15 protein-coding genes are annotated in these 20077 nt (G+C 44.6%); 4 read left to right on the top strand and 11 right to left on the bottom strand.

Annotated features, from left to right (window positions below; genetic code table 11):
- Positions 1-115: 115 nt before the first annotated feature.
- The 4 genes from mcrC to GRF55_RS03395 all read right to left on the bottom strand — a co-directional run bounded on the left by mcrC (position 116) and on the right by GRF55_RS03395 (position 5842).
- On the bottom strand, positions 116-1189 hold the full coding sequence (gene mcrC / locus GRF55_RS03410) for a 5-methylcytosine-specific restriction endonuclease system specificity protein McrC (protein WP_220369150.1): 1074 nt from the start codon (positions 1187-1189) through the stop codon (positions 116-118).
- Positions 1186-3684, bottom strand: coding sequence for an AAA family ATPase (locus GRF55_RS03405; protein ID WP_255563826.1), 2499 nt, complete (start codon positions 3682-3684; stop codon positions 1186-1188). Before GRF55_RS03405 ends, mcrC begins: the two co-directional genes overlap by 4 nt.
- An 80-nt stretch (positions 3685-3764) precedes the next feature.
- Positions 3765-4766 (bottom strand): YhcG family protein, encoded by a 1002-nt coding sequence (locus tag GRF55_RS03400; RefSeq protein ID WP_220369149.1) that lies wholly within the window; start codon positions 4764-4766, stop codon positions 3765-3767.
- A gap of 29 nt (positions 4767-4795) precedes the next feature.
- Positions 4796-5842, bottom strand: a complete 1047-nt coding sequence (locus GRF55_RS03395; RefSeq protein ID WP_220369148.1) for a YafY family protein — start codon at positions 5840-5842, stop codon at positions 4796-4798.
- 808 nt (positions 5843-6650) lie between these two features.
- On the opposite strand from GRF55_RS03395, the gene GRF55_RS03390 reads away from it, so the two are divergent.
- From GRF55_RS03390 to GRF55_RS03375, 4 genes are all read left to right on the top strand, one after another.
- Positions 6651-6995 (top strand): hypothetical protein, encoded by a 345-nt coding sequence (locus GRF55_RS03390; protein ID WP_220369147.1) that lies wholly within the window; start codon positions 6651-6653, stop codon positions 6993-6995.
- 150 nt (positions 6996-7145) lie between these two features.
- Positions 7146-9245 carry a TonB-dependent siderophore receptor gene (locus GRF55_RS03385; protein ID WP_255563825.1) on the top strand — a complete coding sequence of 700 codons (2100 nt, stop codon included), beginning with the start codon at positions 7146-7148 and terminating at the stop codon, positions 9243-9245.
- A 57-nt stretch (positions 9246-9302) separates the two neighbouring features.
- Positions 9303-9542, top strand: a complete 240-nt coding sequence (locus GRF55_RS03380; RefSeq protein WP_370626746.1) for a DUF6712 family protein — start codon at positions 9303-9305, stop codon at positions 9540-9542.
- Positions 9539-10405, top strand: coding sequence for a hypothetical protein (locus tag GRF55_RS03375; protein ID WP_220369145.1), 867 nt, complete (start codon positions 9539-9541; stop codon positions 10403-10405). Before GRF55_RS03380 ends, GRF55_RS03375 begins: the two co-directional genes overlap by 4 nt.
- 144 nt (positions 10406-10549) lie before the next feature.
- Here GRF55_RS03375 and GRF55_RS03370 read toward each other — a convergent pair whose 3' ends face one another.
- The 7 genes from GRF55_RS03370 to GRF55_RS03340 form a co-directional block, all read right to left on the bottom strand.
- Entirely contained in the window at positions 10550-12097 is a 1548-nt protein-coding gene (locus GRF55_RS03370) for a glycoside hydrolase family 10 protein (RefSeq protein ID WP_370626745.1), read from the bottom strand.
- A gap of 70 nt (positions 12098-12167) precedes the next feature.
- Positions 12168-14318: a peptidylprolyl isomerase gene (locus tag GRF55_RS03365; protein ID WP_220369144.1), complete on the bottom strand. Its 2151-nt coding sequence runs from the start codon at positions 14316-14318 to the stop codon at positions 12168-12170.
- A gap of 176 nt (positions 14319-14494) precedes the next feature.
- Positions 14495-15829, bottom strand: a complete 1335-nt coding sequence (locus GRF55_RS03360; RefSeq protein WP_220369143.1) for a hemolysin family protein — start codon at positions 15827-15829, stop codon at positions 14495-14497.
- Positions 15830-15871: 42 nt separating this feature from the next.
- Positions 15872-16462 (bottom strand): LPS export ABC transporter periplasmic protein LptC, encoded by a 591-nt coding sequence (gene lptC / locus GRF55_RS03355; protein WP_370626744.1) that lies wholly within the window; start codon positions 16460-16462, stop codon positions 15872-15874.
- A 143-nt stretch (positions 16463-16605) separates the two neighbouring features.
- Entirely contained in the window at positions 16606-17898 is a 1293-nt protein-coding gene (locus GRF55_RS03350) for a hypothetical protein (RefSeq protein WP_220369141.1), read from the bottom strand.
- A gap of 161 nt (positions 17899-18059) precedes the next feature.
- Complete coding sequence (gene cbiB, locus GRF55_RS03345; protein WP_370626755.1) at positions 18060-19022, bottom strand: adenosylcobinamide-phosphate synthase CbiB; 963 nt, start codon at positions 19020-19022, stop codon at positions 18060-18062.
- A gap of 25 nt (positions 19023-19047) precedes the next feature.
- Positions 19048-20076, bottom strand: coding sequence for an aminotransferase class I/II-fold pyridoxal phosphate-dependent enzyme (locus GRF55_RS03340; RefSeq protein WP_220369139.1), 1029 nt, complete (start codon positions 20074-20076; stop codon positions 19048-19050).
- Position 20077: the final 1 nt, after the last annotated feature.

Raw genomic sequence — 20077 nt, 5'->3', positions numbered from 1 at the left:
TACTTTTTCTGAATCTTCTTTAGTAATTCCGACTTCTGGATTTATTGTACGAAGTTGGATTGTTGTTCTGTTTCACGATGCAAAGATAATACAGGGTTGCGAAGCGCAATTTCTCTCAACAGTGTTGAGAGTTTTGAAATTCTATTGTATCACAACAAATAAAACTATCTAAACGTTTTCTTATTTCATCAAAATCGGAGTTTAAATCCAACGTACGAATATAAAGCGTAAAGCCATCACGATGAGAAATTTGTGCATCTGTAATATCATCTACTTGAGTCTTGGCATATAACAACATACCATCCACATTATGAAGATGGTCCCTGTCATACTCATTTACATAAGTCCGTATCTGATAAAGATGACTATTACGAAGACTCTCTTTCCCATATTGCTGTTGCATAATCTTTGAATAATATTTTGTATCGATAATCAAGGTCCTTTGCCCCAACGATAACAAAACATCTGTTTGCATTATTGGTAATATGGAAACATCCGTAGTTTCATTCACAACATTCCAACCTATCTGTTCTGCACAAGGCTTTAATTCTGGATAATGTTTCTTATAATACTCTAACACAAACTTCTCGAAAAGCCGACACATATTATCGTCTGAGAATTCTCGCATCTTAAAATCTCCTTCTTCTGTTGTCATAAGCCATTCGCACACTATGAAATAGCAAAGATAAATCAACATGCGATAATTCCTATTATTACGATCAAATCGCAAGGAGTTCCAACGTATAGTATGCAGATCTATAGACTCAACATTTTGGAAGAACAGCATTACTTGTTTTAGTTTTGCCTTTGTTTCTTTTTTTACATCAGAATGTCTTATCAAAATAGTTGACGTAGTCAAGAGTATCTGGTTGTACACATTGTTCTCTGACAACTCATCATAATCACACACTACCTGACGAATGTTGCGCACTCTATTGGCAATAGTACCATTGATATCTATCTTCCCTTTTATAGTGTGCATCGATTCGTTTTTAGCCACATATTCACGATGAAGTCCCTGTTTCAGTTGATAGGATATACCTCTGGCTAATATCTCAGCAAAGAGGTCGTATATATTATCAAACGTCTCGCCCTCTATCTCCGCATAGTTATTCTGCCTAAGCTCTTGAAAAGCATAAGCCAACATATAGTAAATATTATGAATCAGTTTGCCTTTATCTTCCGTCATAGCAAAGCATTCCTTAATTTCTGCGCTTCTTGATTGAATTTACTGTCATTATCAAACCAATATTCACGAAGCATTGGGATAATGTCATATTCCACAATACTATTCAAATCGTAATCTTTTTCTAAATTACATAGATAGCTATGACCTATACAGAAACCTGCCCCAAGCGAGCCATCGTTTTCAATAACTTTATTCAATTCAACAATGGCCTTAATCAGTTTTCTAAGCTGAGGTGTATCCCACTTGGAAATATACGCATTAAACGCATTTGTTTCAAATCCAGGCTTCATCTCATAGAAACTGAACCTACGACGCAGAGCATAATCAATCATCGCCAGACTTCTGTCGGCTGTATTCATCATACCAATAATATACAAGTTGCTTGGCACTGAGAAGCGCTGCCTGTTATAAGCCAACTGGATAGGATGCTCACGATTGTCAGCTTCTATCAGTTGTAACAACTCACCGAAAATTTTACTCATATTTCCGCGATTGATTTCGTCGATAATCAAGAAATATTGCATTTCGCGATGTAATTTTGCTTGTTGACAAAAGTCGTAGAAAATACCATTGATGAGAGAAAAGCCACCTTCTTCATTCGGTTTATAGCCCATTACAAAATCTTCATAGCTATAGTTCTGGTGGAACTGGATAACTTTCACACGAGACTCATCTTTCATACCCATAATAGCGAAAGCAAGCCGTTGGGCTGTAAAGGTTTTGCCAACACCAGGAGCGCCCTGCAGAATCAGATTCTTCTTACGCAGCAACAAGGATTTCAACGTCAGCAACTGATATTCATCCATGTACACTTCCGCCAAGAAGTCTTCATCCGTATAATTAGCATATTCTTCTGTTTGCTCTTCCTCTTCTATGATCGGCTCTGGATTTTCTTTGCGAATGAGTCGCATCACTTCATCATATTCATCATTGGCAAGTCGGAAAAGGCTACCTTGACAACGATTCATAACTGGCTCCGATTTTTTTAGAATAGGATTGTTCAGGATCTCGGAATATGGAACTGGCGACAACAATTCTTCAATCTTACGAATATACAGGACCTCTCCATCTGTTTCTGAAACCACACGTCCTATTGCAACAATTTGCAACACAGGTATTGATTCATATACAATCACGATATCGCCAGGCTTTGCCTCATGGAAATGTTTGAAAATGCGCCGCTTGTTTCCTTTCTCATTATAAAGTGTATAGTCTATATCATCCCCTAATTCCCAATTCTTTGACGGACTCCAGTATTTCGGACTACCTGTTAACCACCAATATTGTTTTGTCGATGAATCATTGTTGACTGGGTTGATGACGCCTTCAACAATTTCTTTTAGTCTTTCCACATAATCAGTATATTTTGTAACATTAGTCAGTGTTTTCATCGCATGTTTATCATCTGTTGTCCATTCCCCGACATGCGTCCATTGAACTTTCCTTATATGCTTGTAAGTTGTGCGCGAGGGGGCATATATGTAATCTGACACGACTATGCCTCGTCCAATGATTTTCGTCATTCCTTTTTTCGCAAACACAATATCCCCAATTCTCATTTCATTCGCAAATTGCCAAAGAGCCAAAGAGTCATTTTTAGCGTTGCCATCAGAAGGATAATGCTTTTTTACGTCTAACCTCATGTCTTCACGAGATGAGTATTGTGACAAATCACCTATCTCATCCCAACCAATACACATAATTCCTTCTTCTATACATTGCGACCACTTTGAGGCTTTCTCACCAGGTGAAAAGGTCCAATACTGTGTACTAGTATTTATCTTTCTCAAATTATCCTCTTTCACCACATCTTTTGTCCCGTTTTCTTCTATGTAAGCGTCGTGTGAGAACTCTACAAAGCTAGTACAACCAACAATCTCTCCAGATTTCATCTTTTCAGTAAGACGCTTCATTATTTTTTCATATTCGCTATAAGAGACAAAATTCCCATCAAAAGATGCAATTCCTAGCGAAGTCAATTTATCTCTATTATGACCATCTAATGCGAGATATTTATCTGGTTGTATCCAAAACAAGCCAATAGTAATATTGTATTTGATTAGAAATTGACCATTAAGAGCATTATATGAATCTTCAATATTCTTATCTAATACTGCATCCTCAAAAAGCTTCCACAATCTTTCTATATCTCCATCTTTACGACGATCTTCAAATGCCATAAAGTTTGTTCTTTGGGCATTCATCTCTGGAACACCAATAAAATCTTGAGGAACTGGCGCAGAAACATTTAAGAAATTCTTAAACTTGATACAGATATCTTTTTTCTTTTGCCAAGTAATGCTACGATTAATGATCGCAAAAACTGAGAATGGGTCTATATCTGGCACCCGCCTACCATCAGGTGCATCTTTCAGATGGTTGATATGACCTTGCAGGTTGTCATATATCCAATCTACCAACGGTTTCCTGTCATTTCTAAATAGTAAGAGTTCTTTAGCAAACTCTTTATAAAAAGGTATCCATGTAAATGTCATATTTTAAAGTTTTAAATTTTTAGTACAAAGTAACTACACTTGAACAAAATTAATGTTCGCATTTCGGAATATTATTCATTTCAAGAATCTTGTTCTATTATGTCATGCAACTTTTGTTGCAAAAGCGTCTTATCTGGAAGGCAAAGCTGATATTCCGCTACCATTGTAGGCGAAAGACTACGACTCAAAGCATATTCCACCACCGTATCATCCTTGTCTTTACAAAGGAGTATGCCTATGCTTGGATTCTCCTTCGGTTTTCTGACATCTCTATCAAGAGCCTCCAAATAGAAATTCAACTGGCCAAGGTGCTCTGGCTTGAATTTCTCTGTCTTCAGTTCGAAAGCCACAAGGCATTGTAGCTCTCTATGATAGAACAACAAATCAATACGGAAATCACTATTGCCTACCTGTAAACGGTACTCTTCGTCGATGAACAGGAAGTCTTTTCCGAGTTCTAGAATAAACCTCTTCATCTGTTTAACCAGCGCTGCCTTCATGCTGTTCTCGTGCTGATACTCCTTTCCTCCGATAAACTCCATGATATATTGGTCTCGGAATAACTGTTCTGCCTGGGGCGCAATTTCTCTCAACACTGGTGAGAGTTTTGGAGCCCCTATTTTATTCCTTTCATAAAGAGCACTATCGATTTGGCGATTTAACTGGCGAAATGAAAGATGATCATGAATACATAGATTCAGATAAAATTCCCTTTCTTCATGGGTTTTGCAACGACTCATTATTGTCAAATTATTCGACCAACTAATTTGTCTCAACAGTGTTGAGAGTTTTTCGTCCATGCCATTATATGTCTCATAGAACTGCTTCATTCGCCAAAGGTTTTTGTCAGAAAAGCCTTTTGTTTCAGGACTATTCCTTTCAATATAATCAGCTAGTTGTTTGACTACGCCGTCACCCCATTCTGAAACGGAAATTTTATCAAAGATGTACTTGCCTATTCTCCAATAGAGGTCTATAAGAGAGGTATTGGCTAGTCTCACGACTTCATTCCTTGTATGCTGAATCATTGAAACGACCTCAGCAAACTGCTCATTTCTGTTTTGGAATACTATTTCGTTCATATTTACAATCATTCGATTTTATCAATTCTCTACTTTTTGCTATTTAAAATACAATTATATTGCTCATTCATCTCGCAAATTCTTTTCTTCACTTCATCCGCAACGATTCCGTCAGAGCTTAGTACGATGAGTTCTTTGCCATAGGAACATAGTTCGCGGATAAGCTCATAATTGTTGATGCAGTCCAAAGTGAAGAACAAGCCGCCCTGAAGTTGGGGATATTGTTCATGCAACTGTTGGTCTTTTTCTCCTTTTATAGGTGTATAACTTCCATGAATGGGTTTGGTATCGATATATCCCTTAGAGGCATCACTTACCCAACAGAGGATATGTTCAACAGGACGATCTTCATAATAGGTAACTCCTACGATATCTTCAAAACGCTCATAAAAGTCTTCCGAACACTCAGCATATTTCTTTTCGGGAAGAGGTTCGACCTTGTCGATTCTGTCAAGGGCGAAAGTGAGAATCTTTTTGTCACCATCGGTAGCACCAAGCAGGAACCAACGGTCATTATACTGCTTCAACAAATAGGGATGGAAAACGATGTCGCGAACAGTTGTATCAGCAAAAGTGTGATACGAAAGGCGAATAACTACTTTGTTGGAAATCTGGTCGAAGAGGGTTCCCAACAGACTGGAGTTTACCAAATAAGGATTGTTGCTGAAGCTGATAATCTGTCGACATTCCTCAAACCCCAACCCAATCTTGAACATCTCCAACCATTCGAAGTGGGCTAAACCCTCGAATTGTCCAAGGGTATTGAGCACCTCGTGAAGTAGATGTCGCTCCTCACCGCTTAATTCTTGTTCGAAGATAGAAAAAGAGGAATTCTTGTAGGTCACACAGTTCTTCCCATTCCACTTGAAACGCTTGATAGGTGCATTGAAAGGACTTTCCGTAAGAGACACAAGATCTTTCTCTATGCAACGACGTGTGACGGTCTTAAAACCATTATTAGAAAGCATGGAATTTACCATCTCTGTCAGGTCGTTAATATCATAATAATGATGACGATCTGATAGAAGCACATCTAAATGTTTATAGCGTATGAGAGCGTTTTTATTTGTTGCCATAATTTTCTTTTTGCTGCAAAGATAAACTATTTACGCGAACTCCATGTTCGCAATTTGAATTACTTTTATTTTTCCTGAACATATCAAGATTATATATATTCCATGAATCGCGACACCTTTCTTTAAGTAGCCATTACCTGGCATCTGTCATTTCGACTTCAAATATAGCAATTTTTTCGCAATCCTGCAAACTTATGGGGAAGGATGTGGTGTCTTGGGATGAGATGAGGAGGCGGAAAAACTTTGGCGATGGGAGGTGTTTATTTATACGCAGTTTTGCATATTTAGAGGAGTAGTTTTGCCGTTATAACGCCAAATGCTTGCGTTTTTTCCGACTGAGTTGAACTTGGGTCGCAAATACGCGAATCTCGCGCATCGGCGCAACTTACTATGGCACAACGACTTCTGCTTTTTAACACTCAAAAACGTCGCGAAAATCTGCCTGAAAGTGCCACTTTTAGCTTCCAAAAGTGTAACTTTTGCGATGCAAAACGACAACTTTGGGCTCCTGAAAGGGCAACTTTCGCAACATCAAAGTGGCACTTTCACTTTTTTACGCTTCAAAAACGGATTTTCAATTGTTAAAAAAGCACTTTTTTCTTCCTATTTTTCCATTTTTTCGTTGTCGCGTTTTTTTACTTCAAAATATGCAGTTTCGAGACTGTTTTTGTATAATTATTCATGTGAAAGCTGGGAGTTCGTGAGTGAAAGAAGCACGTTGAGTGACGGAAAATCGGTAAAAGACATCTACATTTTGAAATAAATTTCACGTATTCGGAATAATTGATTATCTTTGCAACGAGTTAATATGGAACTGCGAAAACGCATCAATGCCTGGATTCTGCTGGGGCTGTTCGTTCCGCTGATGATGACCGCCTCGCTGCATCGCCACGAAGTTGTTGGCGAGCAGGAGACGTTGTGCGAAGCGTGTGTCCACCATCAGGCGCATAGCGGACACCTGTCGAGCGGTTTTTCGTGCGGAATCGAGTGTATTTTCTGCCAGTTCCTCACCTTCAGTTTCATCAAGGCTACGGCTATTTGCGTCGCCGCTCTCACGATGCTGGGCGTTGTGATGCGCAGGACTGACGACCGTCCGTATGCCTATTTACCCATATCTTACAAATCATCGCGCGCACCGCCAGTCATCCTGTAGAGATTTTTTAACCGCATTTATTAACGGTGTGTTCTGTCAATTAATATGTTTGTTTCATTCAGGCAGCGTTCTTTGGAAAACTGCGCAACAATCAATCAAACATCATCTAAAGCTAATTGACAGAACCCACCTAACAAAAAATTCAACAGGATGAAAAAAAGTTTTTTCCTGCTGTCACTATTATATATATGTATAATGGCGACGGCACAGGAGACGCCCGATTCTACGGACGTTTTCTTCCGACACCTCAATCTGAGCGAGGTGGTCGTGACGGGTGTGGCTGGCGAAACAAAGCTGAAGAATGCTTCCACTCCCATTTCGCTCATCACCAACGATGAGCTTCACCACACAGCGGCATCGAACATCATCGACGCCATCGCCCGCAAGCCGGGACTTTCGCAAATCACCACCGGCAGCGGCATTTCGAAACCCGTCATTCGCGGACTGGGCTACAACCGACTGATTGTCGTGAGCGACGGCATCCGCCAGGAAGGACAGCAATGGGGCGACGAGCACGGCATAGAAATCGACGGCAACAACGTCGGCAGCGTCGAGATTCTGAAAGGTCCGGCAAGTTTGATGTACGGCTCCGATGCGATGGCTGGCGTACTGGTGTTCAACAGCGAGCCGATTGTTCCGCTGGGAGAAGTGCGCGGAAGCCTCTCAAGCGAATACCAGTCCAACAACGGGCTGCTGGGCTACTCGCTCCGCATCGGCGGTAACCAGAAAGGACTGGCATGGAGCCTCCGCTACAGCGGCAAGCACGCCCATGCCTACAAAAACCGCTACGACGGCTACGTGAGCAACTCGCAATTCAGCGAACAGGCGCTGTCGGCACTGCTCGGCATCCACCGCGACTGGGGCTTTTCGCGTTTACGCCTCAGCTATTTCCAAACCACACCGAGCATCATCGAAGGCGAACGCGATGAGGAGACGGGAGAACTGGAGCGCCCATACGAAAAGGTGAAGACCTACGGGCACGGTCTCCCCTACCAGAAGGTGTACCACTACAAAGCGGTGTGGGACAACTCCATACGAATCGGAGACGGACGGTTGAAAGCCATTGTCGGCTACCAGCAAAACCAACGGAAGGAGTTCGAAGAAGAGGACGACCCCAACCGCTATGGGCTCTACTTCCAACTGCACACGCTGAACTATGATTTCCGTTATACCATCAACGAGAACGAAGGTTGGAAAACTGCAATCGGAACAAACGGAATGTACCAGCGCTCGCTGAACAAAGGCGACGAATACCTGATTCCGGCATACAGGCTGTTCGACATCGGACTCTACCTGACGACGGGAAAGGAATTTGGACGATGGAGCGTGAACGGCGGCATACGGTTCGACCGCCGCAACATCCACAGCGAGGCACTGACCGACGACGGGGAGGAGCGCTTCGAGCAGTTCTCACGCCACTTCAACGGCGTGACGGGAAGCATCGGGGCGGTGTGGCATCTCACGCCAGTGCTCAACCTGCGTGCCAACATTGCACGGGGATTCCGCGCACCGAACATCAGCGAACTGGGGTCGAACGGCGTGCACGAAGGAACCATCCGATACGAACTGGGCAACCACCAACTGAAAGCGGAATACAGCTGGCAGGCAGACTTGGGGGCAGACTTCTCTTCGAAATGGGTTTCCGCACAAGTAAACCTGTTTGCCACAGCCATCGACAACTACATCTTCCTGCACAGAATAGACGGCGTGCAGACGGAAGGCTACAACACTTACAAATTTGACAGCGGGGACGCACGCCTCTACGGGCTTGAAGCGGAACTGGATTTCCACCCGTTCCACAGCCTGCACATCGGAAACACCTTCTCAATGGTCAACGCCACACAGCGCCACCAACCGCGCGAGAGCAAGTATCTGCCGTTCACGCCCCCAGCAAGATGGAACGCCGAGGTGAAATACGAGATTACGCACGACGGACAGTTGCTGAACAACGCCTTCGTCGCTGTGGGCATGACGTGCAATTTCCGACAGAACCACTTCTACGCAGCTGAACAAACGGAGACAGCAACGCCCGGCTACACGCTGTTCAACCTCTCGGCTGGGAGCGACCTGACGGTGCGCGGAAAGAAGGTTGCCAGCCTGTTCATGGAAGTGAGCAACCTGACGAACAAGGCTTACCAGCATCATCTCAGCCGGTTGAAATATGCGGACGTGAACCCTGTCACCGGACGAAGGGGCGTATTCAACATGGGACGCAACATCATCGTCAAACTGCAAATACCGATTATGTAGGGAGCAGACTCCGTCATATCGGATTAACGCGGACGGGCACTTCTCTCCCATCCGCTGATGCTACAAGTCATACGAATACTTCAATCCTTAGAACTGATGCTGCTGGTGGATATTGATATTCACCAGCAGCAGTTCTTTGACCTGGTGAACATCATCCGCGAACATGCCGATGTGTTCCCCGAATGGCACGCTTCAGCAATGGAAGAATTGTACATCCCGAAACTTTTTAAAACAAAAAGTCGTCGGGAGGGTACTGGTTCTGATTTTTTTTGTAACTTTGCGAAAAAGAAGAAATGACATACACCGAACTTCTACAACAAAATGAATGGTCGCAAAAATGTGATGAAATCTTAACTAGAGACCATTACATTTGTCAAGACTGTGGCTTATTCGGTTTTCACAATGGAAGCATTATTTGTCTTGAAGACATTAAGGATTTAGATTCTATATTTAAACAATGGAGCCTTATGGGGCTTTCTCCATCTGCTTTTTTTACAAATCCTCCATTAAAAAAATATACTGAAGTTAAAGAAACAAATTTAGATGTTATAAAGAAAAACAAAAATCTTTATATATGTGAATTTAATGTACTAGAATCAGCAAATCGGAAAGATTTAAATATAGCTATATTTGAGCCCATATCTATGTCTAAGATTATATGTGAATATGAGATTGAAACTTCAAATGCAATATTTAGTTACGCGCATGCAGTAGGACACAAAAAGAATAAAGACCTTAGTGATTGGTTATACTTCGTAGAATTTGAAAAGAAACTATCTGATAAAGTTTTTTTAACTATAGAGAATTTATGTTTCTATGGTGTTGTCGCAAGCATAACCGCCGGGTATAGACATCTAGCAATTTATTTCCCCAGTACATGTACTGAAATAAAAGGCCTAAATATTCATCACACGCATTATATTTTGAGAAGAATGCCATGGGATTACTCTAATGAGCATTTAATTACTTTATGCAAAGACTGCCATCAAAAACGTCATGAACAAGGTTCAATTCCATGTTATAGTTCAGAAGGAGAACAACTTGGACTTCTTAAGCCCTGTGATAGATGTAGTGGCAGTGGATATCTACCACAATACAAGCATGTCCAAAATGGCATATGCTTCAAATGCGGAGGAGAAGGATCTGTAATAGATGATTAGGCGCTATTATTGTCTTTCCTCACACAAAACTGCTGCTGTACCTTTGCGGTATGGAAGCTGTTTTTGATTTATCCCTGCCCACAAATTGGACTGAGCTTTCCGACAAGATGCTCAGAATATGGCGTGAGCAAATGACAAATGTCATCAGTGCGTGACTTTTGCCTTTGCCGGTTTGCTCTCGTTGCTCATCCTGTCGAGCGTCGTCACGACATAGGTAAACCGCTGTCCACCAGCGTCAGGGAGACGGAAGAAAGTCTGTTTGGTCACGGCTACGATGTGTTTCGGGTCATTGATGTTGACAGACTCGCCCTTCGCAAACCGATAGACGACATATTGATGCGGCTGGTCGCCCCACTTCTTTCCTGATGGTGCCGTCCAAAAGAGCACCATGCCGTCTTCGGTCATGATGGGCTTGAGACGCTTCGGCTTTTTGGGTGCCTTGCTGTCGATGAACGGCATGAGCGGCTGAAGTGCGGGATAGCGCCAATAATTGTTTCTGAGCGCGGTGCCGTAGTTTCCAGTGTTGTCAACAACCGCCTTGGCATACCAAAGCACTGTTCCCTTGACATTCTTCATCTGCGCATGCAACTGTCTCTTGATTCCGAGCTGATGGCTGCGCGGATTGTTGGGGTCGGGATGTTTGACGGTTCTTTCCACATCTTCGCCGATGTAGAGCGGGCGGGCTCCGGCATATTTATTCCACCAGGTGATGAGCGTCTGATAGTCGGCAGCCTTGTTACCTATCTCCCAATAGATTTGCGGAACACAATAGTCTATCCATCCGTTGTTGACCCACAAAAGGACGTCGGCATAAAGGTCGTCATAATTCTGCAGCCCGTTGGTATTGCTTCCGATATGTGGGTCGGACTTCTTATTTCTATAGATTCCGAAAGGAGACACGCCGAACTTCACCCACGGCTTGGTCTTGCGTATGGTTTCACCAAGTTGCTTCACAAAGAGGTTGACGTTGTCGCGTCGCCAATCGTTGATATTGCTGAATCCGTTGTTATATTGCTGGAACTGACGCTGGTCGGGAATGTTCTGTCCTGCTGCAGGGTAAGGATAGAAATAGTCGTCAATATGGAGACCATCCACGTCATACCGCTTGAGAATATCCTCTACGACTTGGCAGATGTAGTTCCTGTTCTCCGGTATTCCCGGGTTGAGGATGAAGAGCCCGTCGTATGCAAACACCCAGTCGGGATGCTTGATGGCGACATGGTTGTTGGCAAGCTGCGTAGTGTTTTTAGTTTTCGCACGGTAGGGATTGATCCACGCATGAAGCTCCATGCCCCGCTGATGGCATTGTTCTATCATCCACTGCAACGGGTCCCAATAGGGCTGTGGTGCCTGTCCTTGCTTGCCTGTGAGGAACCGGCTCCATGGTTCTATATTGCTTTGATAGAGTGCGTCGCATTCGGGTCTGACTTGGAAAATGATGGCATTGACACCGTCTTTTTTGAGTTCATCCAACTGATAGAGCAGCGTTTGTTGCATCTTCTGGGTGGACATACCCAAAAACTGTCCGTTGACGCATTGTATCCATGCTCCCCGGAACTCACGTTTGACTGGAGTCTGCGCATGGAGCAGCGAAGGAGTATGGAGCAGTGCGAGAAGTAAGATAAGAATGCTGCGACTGATGATAGGCTTCATAAGCGTGAAATAAATTAGGTGTTTTTTGATGGGGCTCATCAGCATGAACCGTTATTGTAACGAGAAAGAGGGATCTGGCAAAAGCAGGACCCCTCTTTCTGTTATCATCTTACATAAATAAATATCTGTTGTCGGTCACGTCAGCTTTCCGCTGCAGTTCGTATTGTATCGCCTGGAAGAGCCGTTGCAGTTCTCCCATTGCCGCCTTCTGTCCGTATTGTTTCTGCTCGAATTTTCCCGGCAGTGTCTTTTTGTCGGTCACTTGGAAGAGATATACGGCAGCATTTCCTACGATTGGGCGTGCTGAGAATTTGCCTTTGGCTGTTGCCGTGGCTGCTCCGCTGAGTGCAGGCTCTGACACCATGAGTGCCGGAACCATTGCCGGTGCAGCGAATGTGATTTGCTCAACAGTTGTTGTCTTACAGCCTTTTTGCTTAGCGGCTGCGATAGAGTTCACGCCTTTGAGCTTTTCGATAATCATCTGCGCTTTCTTGTCTTTGATGACTTCAGCCTTCACGGTGCTGTTCACCTGCTGGTGAGAGAGCGCCATGTGTCCTTTCGGATTGATTTTAGTGAGTGCTACTACCAGCAGCTCGTCGTTGTTTCCACACTTGAACACGTCCGACAGGTCGCCTTCTTTAGCCTCGAAGGTCCACTTGAGGGCATCGCGTGTTCCTTGTATTCCTGCGATGTTACCTGCAGAAGTCGTTACCATCGGCAGCTCTCTTACGATATATCCTGCCTTCGGCGCATTCTTCTCAAGGTCTTGGAGGTTTCTATTGCTTGCCACGAACTGATTGAATTTGTTGTAAATCTCCTGCGATGTCTCATCAGAGAAATCAATCGTACGCTTGATGACTGCCACGTCATATTTCTCTTTCATTGCTTTCTTGTCGAGCACTTGCAGGATGATGTTTCCTTGTGTCAGGTGGATGTTTTTGAGTTCGTTGACAGCCATCGCATTCATCGCGTCGAAGACAGTCTTGTTTTCTCTCGACTGGCTGACTGCCTGGAACTGCTGTGTACCGGTAATCCATTCAGCTTCACCCGTCTGGTTGTACTTTTTAGCGATAGCAGCGAAGTCCGCTCCATTCTGCAGGGCAGTGAGCACGCTGTCTGCCTTTGCCTTTGTCTCAGCTGGAGTTGCAGCCATGACAGAGATGGCTCTGTACTGGATAGAGTCTGGAAGATTGCTCTTTCCTATCAGTTTAATGATATTGAAGGTATTGTCCTGTGTGTTTTCAGTCACCTTGGTCGTTGTTCCCACGGCGATTGAGTCCAGTCTGGCTGCGACATCAAGCGGCAGGAGGTTTCTAGTCACCGGCACGCCGGCATATTTCATGAGCGACTGGCTTTTGTTAACCACCTGCTCCGGGTTCTCAGCTGTCTGGAGCTCTTCAGCAAACTGTTCCATTTTCTTACGGAGGTCTGCTTTATCGGCTGCCGAAGCAACTTTCTTCACCTCGATATATTTGATTTCTCTGATTTCCTGCGGGATGAAGAAACGCTCTTTGAGTTGGTCGTATTTAGCCTTCAACTCTTGGTCAGAAACCTTCACGTCATTGTCATTGATAGAGTTGTATTCGATATATGCGAGTTCGACGTTGGTCTCTTGTTTTTCAGCATCGAACGCAAATTTTGCCTCTGCCGGATTGGAGAGAACGCTTTCCTGCAAGAGCACCATGTATTTCTGTGCGAGCAGGTTCTGTTTGAGCTGATTCTCCTTGAAAAGCCAATATTTGTAAATGGGCGCAAGCTGCTCTGCAAGCTGCGGATTGTTCTGCTGCGCCTGTTTGTAAGATGCGAGGAATTGCTTGAGTGCGTTTGCATCGAAGCGTCCTGTCTGCTGATTGTGGAACTGTGGAATGGGAATTGAGAGGAGCATTTGGTTGGTTCCCTGGTTGATGATGTTCTGTATCTCCTCATCTGTGACAGTGATACCCAGTTCTTTGGCTTCTGCTTCAATCATTTTGTTATTGAGCAACTCCTGCCATGCGCTTTGTCTGATTTCCTCGTCTGAAGGAGTTCTTCCCTGCATGGCAAATTCCGTCTTCATAGCTTCGGTGTACTCTTCAACGTATCTCTGATAGTCGATAGCATTGATTTTTTCTCCGTTAACTACTGCAAGTCTTTGCTTTGTTGCTACATTAGATGATTCGCATCCTCTGAAGAGGTCTCCAGCTACGAATGCGAAGAGTGCGAGTCCGATTACTCCTACGAGTATCGGTCCCCAGCTTCTGATTTTTCCTATTGCTGCCATATTTTAATTATGTTTTATTTTTTATTATCTTAGAAAAAGCGCACAAATTTACAAATAAAAAATGGAATAGATGAAATTTTTAGATGCAAAAATTGGTTTGTGGGCATTGGAAGGGGGCTATTGGTTGGTTTTTCGACCGTTTTCCTATGTATTCCTCCCCCGCATCGCTACTTTTTTCACTCGTTGCTGTCTTCTGGCGGCTGCGGTTGGTTGAGCTTCAGTTCAACGAGTTGTATCTTGGTATTTGTTTTTTTGATGACTTTGCATTGGAAGTCATGAATTTGTATGGTTTGATTGATTTTGGGGAAATTCTGGTGGTAGTGCAGTATGAGTCCCGCAAGTGTATTGTACTCGTCATCTTCCGGCAGGTTGATGTTGAGCATGTTGTTAATTTTATTGATTTCGAGTCTTGCCGAAATAATATATGTGTCGGGATCTGTCTGCTTTGCGACAAGCTGTTTGTTGTCGTGTTCATCCTCGATTTCTCCGAGAATTTCCTCTATGATATCTTCGAGTGTGACGATTCCTGCCGTTCCACCGAATTCATCGATAATGGCTGCAATGGATTTTTTCTCTTGCAGGAGTGTGTGCATGAGTTTGTGGAGCGCAATTGTTTCAGGCACAATAGGAATAGGTATGATACTGGGAAGTTTGTCGCTTGTTTCTTTTGTATTAAAGAGTTGTGCGGCGTGTATGTAGCCGATAATGTGATCGATATCTTGTTGATAGATGATGATTTTCGAATTTCCTGTTTCGATGAATTTTTGTTTGAGCTGCTGCGGTGTAGCATTGTCAGGGAGGGCATTGATTTCTGTTCGCGGAATCATGCAGTCGCGCCCTTTCTTCTCGTGGAGCTGAAGGGTATTCTTGATGAGCTGTGTGTTCTGTGAAGACTGAGAAGGCTGCGATTTCTGTGAAGACTGGGAGGCATAAGCGCTCGGTTCATTGTCTGTCGTGATGATGGTATTTTGTATGAGATTGTCAAGGTCGTCTTTCGTAAATATGTGTTGCTGCTGTTTATCAGAGGATTTGAGTCCTGTGAGTCTTAAAATTGCGTTTGCAATGTTGGTCGTGGTTTTCGCAATGGGATAGAGTACGACGTATGTGATATAGGCGGGTATGGCGAGTGTATTAAGGAACTTGTGTGGATTGTTTTTGAAGATGTTTTTGGGGAGGAATTCTGCAGTAAAGAGCACGATAAGTGTTGACACGATGGTGTCGATGGCAAGTTTGATTGCCGGATTAATGGAATCGGCGGAGAAATGTTGCGTGAGGAGTTGGTCGGTAAGGTATGCGAATATGATTCCGTAGATAACGAGTGCGATATTATTACCGACGAGCATGGTTGAGATAAAGTTGTCGGGGTGCTGATAGAATTGTTTGAGGCATTTTTGCGTGATGCCTGTTTTTTGCTGATTGATTTGTGCAATCATCTTGTTTGATGCAACAAATGCGATTTCCATTCCCGAAAAGAAGGCTGAGAAGAGAAGAGTTATGATTAGTGGAATCATCTTTAACTGGACATTTGATTATTAAAAACGAGCATCCGAGGACTATCGTGTGAGTGGCATAGGCTGCTTGGGCGGACGGCTTATCATCTCCTCTGCACTTCCATCTTCAGGCACAGCCGGCTTGCTGTCGATGTCGCCCCTCTCGAATGCTGCCTTGGTGTTCGTGACGTGATATTTTGTCATCTGCTCATTGGACACGAAGTGTGTTCCTTGCAGTTGGCGCTCGGGTGTGTTGAGCTGTGAGAACTTGTTGGAATAGAGTTGGTGTTGGTTCTCATCCCAGAATAGCTCTTCTGACTTGAATTGCAGTTGATTCTTGGTGTGTATGCGCACTCGTCCCCGGAGTTCCCAGAGCCGTTTCGTATCATAATAGTATGCGGTATCGGCTTCGATATGTGCCTGGACGTGCAGTTTTTGGTCGAATTGCTGAAGGTGCAGTCCTTTTGTGAAAAGCCATTTGGAAGGGTTGGTGTTGGGGTTAACTTCCCACTGTTCGGTGATGATTCTGTATTTGATGACTCCTGAGTCGGATATGAGGGTATTGACTCCGTAGGTTGTCATGACTGCGACCGAGTCTTTCGGATTGATGGCGGGAGCTGTGTGTTCTTTCTCTTGCGAACAGGATATTGTCACTACGCTAATCAATAAACAAAAAATGATGATTGTCAAATGCCGAACAGCACAACTGACTCGAAAGAAACCATGACCTCTCCCTGCCCTTCTCAATGGGAGGGAATAAACAGGAAGAGGGATGATGTCGTCGTTGGCCGCAGGCTTTATTCGAATTTCCATTTTTGGAACCATTTTTCGTTGAATGTGAGCCCGATATTGAAGCGTATGGTGTTCTCCTTTAGGGCACCTTTAGCTTGACTCTGAACATATTGTGCCGAAATATTCAACACGGAACGGTTGTTGTAAGTGTTGACAATGGGAATTCCGAATCCTGCTGAAATGGATATTTCTTTGGGACCGTCTTGGTTGTTATATTTGAAATAAGGCGTGGCGTAGGATGCTCCTGCGCGGTATCTTATCCTTCGGAAGAAGTTTCTTGATGCCGTATTGGGACAGAATTCTGCTCCGACATTGACTTTGTGACGGTCGAGGAAATACTGGTCGTTGAGCACATAATCCGGTTGATTGCCAATTGTCTGATATTGTGGGAATGAGACTGATGCCCATTTCTGAAGGGTATAATCTACTCCGATTTTGATTCTGTTCTTGTGGTTCCACATGATTCCCGCGCCGAACATCTGCGGAAGTTCAAGCTTCTGCCCGATTTTGTAAATTGTGGTATCAGAGAGACCTGTCTGTGAGTTGGTTGAGATGACTTTGCACTGCGGGTCGGCACTGATTTTATGTCCCGGTGTGTAGGTGAGTCCGAGCGCTATGCGGTCGTTTTTGGTGATTTGGCGTGAAAGTTGCAATGCGAGGTCGATTTTGTAGGTATTGACATCTGCCGTATAATATTTGGACAGTGTGTTGATATAAGCATCGCTGTATGAGTTGACGATAGCCCGGTCATATCCTCCCCAGACATATGAGAAGTTGGCACCGACGGCGATTCCGCGGATGGGTTCATAGCCTACGCCGACGTAAATCTGACGGAGTCCTCCCGAACCAGTATAGGTATTGGTGTATGTGGTGTTTCCTTGCGGTGATACGTTTTGGGTCGTTGCGTAGTTATATCCCACGTTGGTGAAGGGCAATATACCGAAACTGACTCCGAGATGCCGCATCACTCTGAATCCTGCCACTGCGTATTCGAAGTTGGCATTCTTGGCGTTCAACTGTTGACCATTCTCCTTGAACTTCGCTATCTGGAGCGATGCCCCTGCGTCGAAAAGGAACATGAGTGAGTCCATGTATGCGTATGATGCGGGGTTGGCATAGTTGACCTGAGTATTCTCCTGAAAAGCAATGCCCACTCCGTTCATTCCTCTGTTGAAGCCGCTTGTCTGATCAGCATGCACTCCCCATCCATACTGGCTGTAAGGTGAGTTGGTTCCGCTTTGTGCGTAGGTCGCCAATGCTACCATAACGAAGCAGGCGGTGATATATATTTTTTTCATGTTTCCGATATTACGTTTTGTTTCAGTCTGCAAAGTTAGTAAAAAAGCAGTCAAGTATGTTCTTCTTTTCGTTTTTTTTATCTTTTTTATTGTTTTATCGGGAGTTTGAGGGTGTTTTCTTCTCGCACTTCACTCAAAAACAGGTTGCTTTCCCATGACTTTCATGCCCCGAGACCAAACACAAACAGATTGACTACGAGAACGAGAACAAGCATGACCACCTCCGTCAGGACACAGATACGGACAGAATGTTTCATATCAGTATCGTGGAGCTGTCGGTCGTTGGTGCCGATAAAAGGCTTTTCGATATACTGCCCGAAATACACATGTCCTCCTCCAAACCTGCAATTCAGTATTGCTGCCAATGCCGCTTCCGGGTATCCGCTGTTGGGACTGATATGATTGCGTGCATTTTGACGGAGGAAGCGGAACTGCGTGGAAAGCGGTTGCCGATTCTGGTTGCCCACGATTCGGCCAACAAAAATCATGAGGACTGCCGTCAAGCGTGCAGGAAGATAGTTGGCGATATCGTCCGCATGTGCTGCAAAGGCACCGAACTGCCGATATCTTGGGGTGCGATAGGCAATCATCGAATCGAGTGTATTGACCATCTTGTAGGTCAGCATGCCAGGTATTCCGAACAAAGCATACCAAAAGAGCGGTGCAATCACTCCGTCGCTCAGGTTTTCAGCTAATGTCTCGAGAGCCGCCGTTCGTATTTCCTGTGGCGACAACTGACTGGTGTCTCGCCCAACGATGCGCGCTAATTGCTGACGTCCCTGCTCTACTGACACATTGACCGCCCTGAAAACGGCTTTGACTTCTCTCACAAGCGTCGTCCCTGCAAGTGAATAGAAAACGAGTATCGCTGTCAGAATAAGCCCCCACACCGTGTCTTCAAATGGTGTTGCATGAACGAGCAGATAGGTTGCAACAAAGGTTACGACAATGAGTGTGGCTGCCATGAGTGCGCCTTTGAGTTTCCGATAGCGTCCCTTGTTCAAATGTCGTTCTCCAAAGGCTATTACTTTTCCGAAAAGCACGATAGGATGTGGCAGCGATGGCGGGTCGCCAACAAGGCGGTCGAGGAGCCATCCGGCAATCAACGGAATCGTAACGTTCATCATCTCTTGTTCAGTTATGTGTCAGTTATACATCTGCCATATATTCTTTAACAGCCGCCACCAATGCCCTATTCTCTTCAGGCAATTGGGTTGTCACACGGAAGTGTCTTTCCGAGAGTCCTGTAAAATTGGAGGCATCGCGTATGAGTATGTGGTGTTTTTCGGCAAGATATGTTTTCAGTTGAGCTGCTGTCCCTTTGTCCATTGTGCAGAGCATGAAGTTGGTCTGCGTGGGAGCAACACTGATTCCCCCAATCCCGCTCAGTGCCGTTCGGAGCAGTTCCGTTTCATGAAGGTAGTCATCCAAAGCGGGAATCAGGTTGTCATGCTCTTTCAAGAGAAAAAGCGATGCCTCTATCGCCAATGCGTTCACCGACCACGGGTGCTGACATTGGGACACTCGCTGAATCAGCTCCGGGGTTGCCACGATATATCCGATGCGCAAACCTGGTATGGCATAATTTTTCGTCATCGAATGGACGAGTATGACGTTCCCCATCTTAACAGCATCCGCTGCCGTGAGAAGTTTTGCCTTGGTGTAATGTTCATAAGACTGGTCTATTGTGAGCAACACACCGTCGTGACTGGCAACAGCGGCTATCTCCTCCTGCGGTGTTATTTCACCCGTCGGATTGTTGGGATTACACATCCACACCAAGCGTTCCTCACCGCTGGCAGGAACGGGCATTTCTGCCTCCACGTAAGAGAAATTGCGCATCGCATCTTCATACTCGCTGAACGTGGGATTCTTCACGTAGAAGGAGGGTGCCCTGCCTGTCTTCTGCACCCCATTCCTGAACGCCTGAGCAATCAGGTATATCGCCTCCGTGGCTCCGTTAGTTACTAAGACCGACTCCGGCTCAACGCCATGTCTTGCAGCCAAGCAGTTCCGCAACTTATAAGGCTGCGGCTCCGGGTAGGAGGATATCAGATGTAGATGCTCCTTCAGATGTCCATACAATCCGCTGAGGTCTGCATGGGAATAGATATTCGAACTGAAATTCATCCGAATGTCACTATATTTATAGATGTCATCACCGTGTCCTTCTATCATA

It is taken from the genome of Prevotella sp. Rep29 (assembly GCF_019551475.1).
Lineage (GTDB): Bacteria > Bacteroidota > Bacteroidia > Bacteroidales > Bacteroidaceae > Prevotella.
Note: the sequence above shows the minus strand (reverse complement) of the source record. Positions and strands in the feature narration are given on the sequence as shown.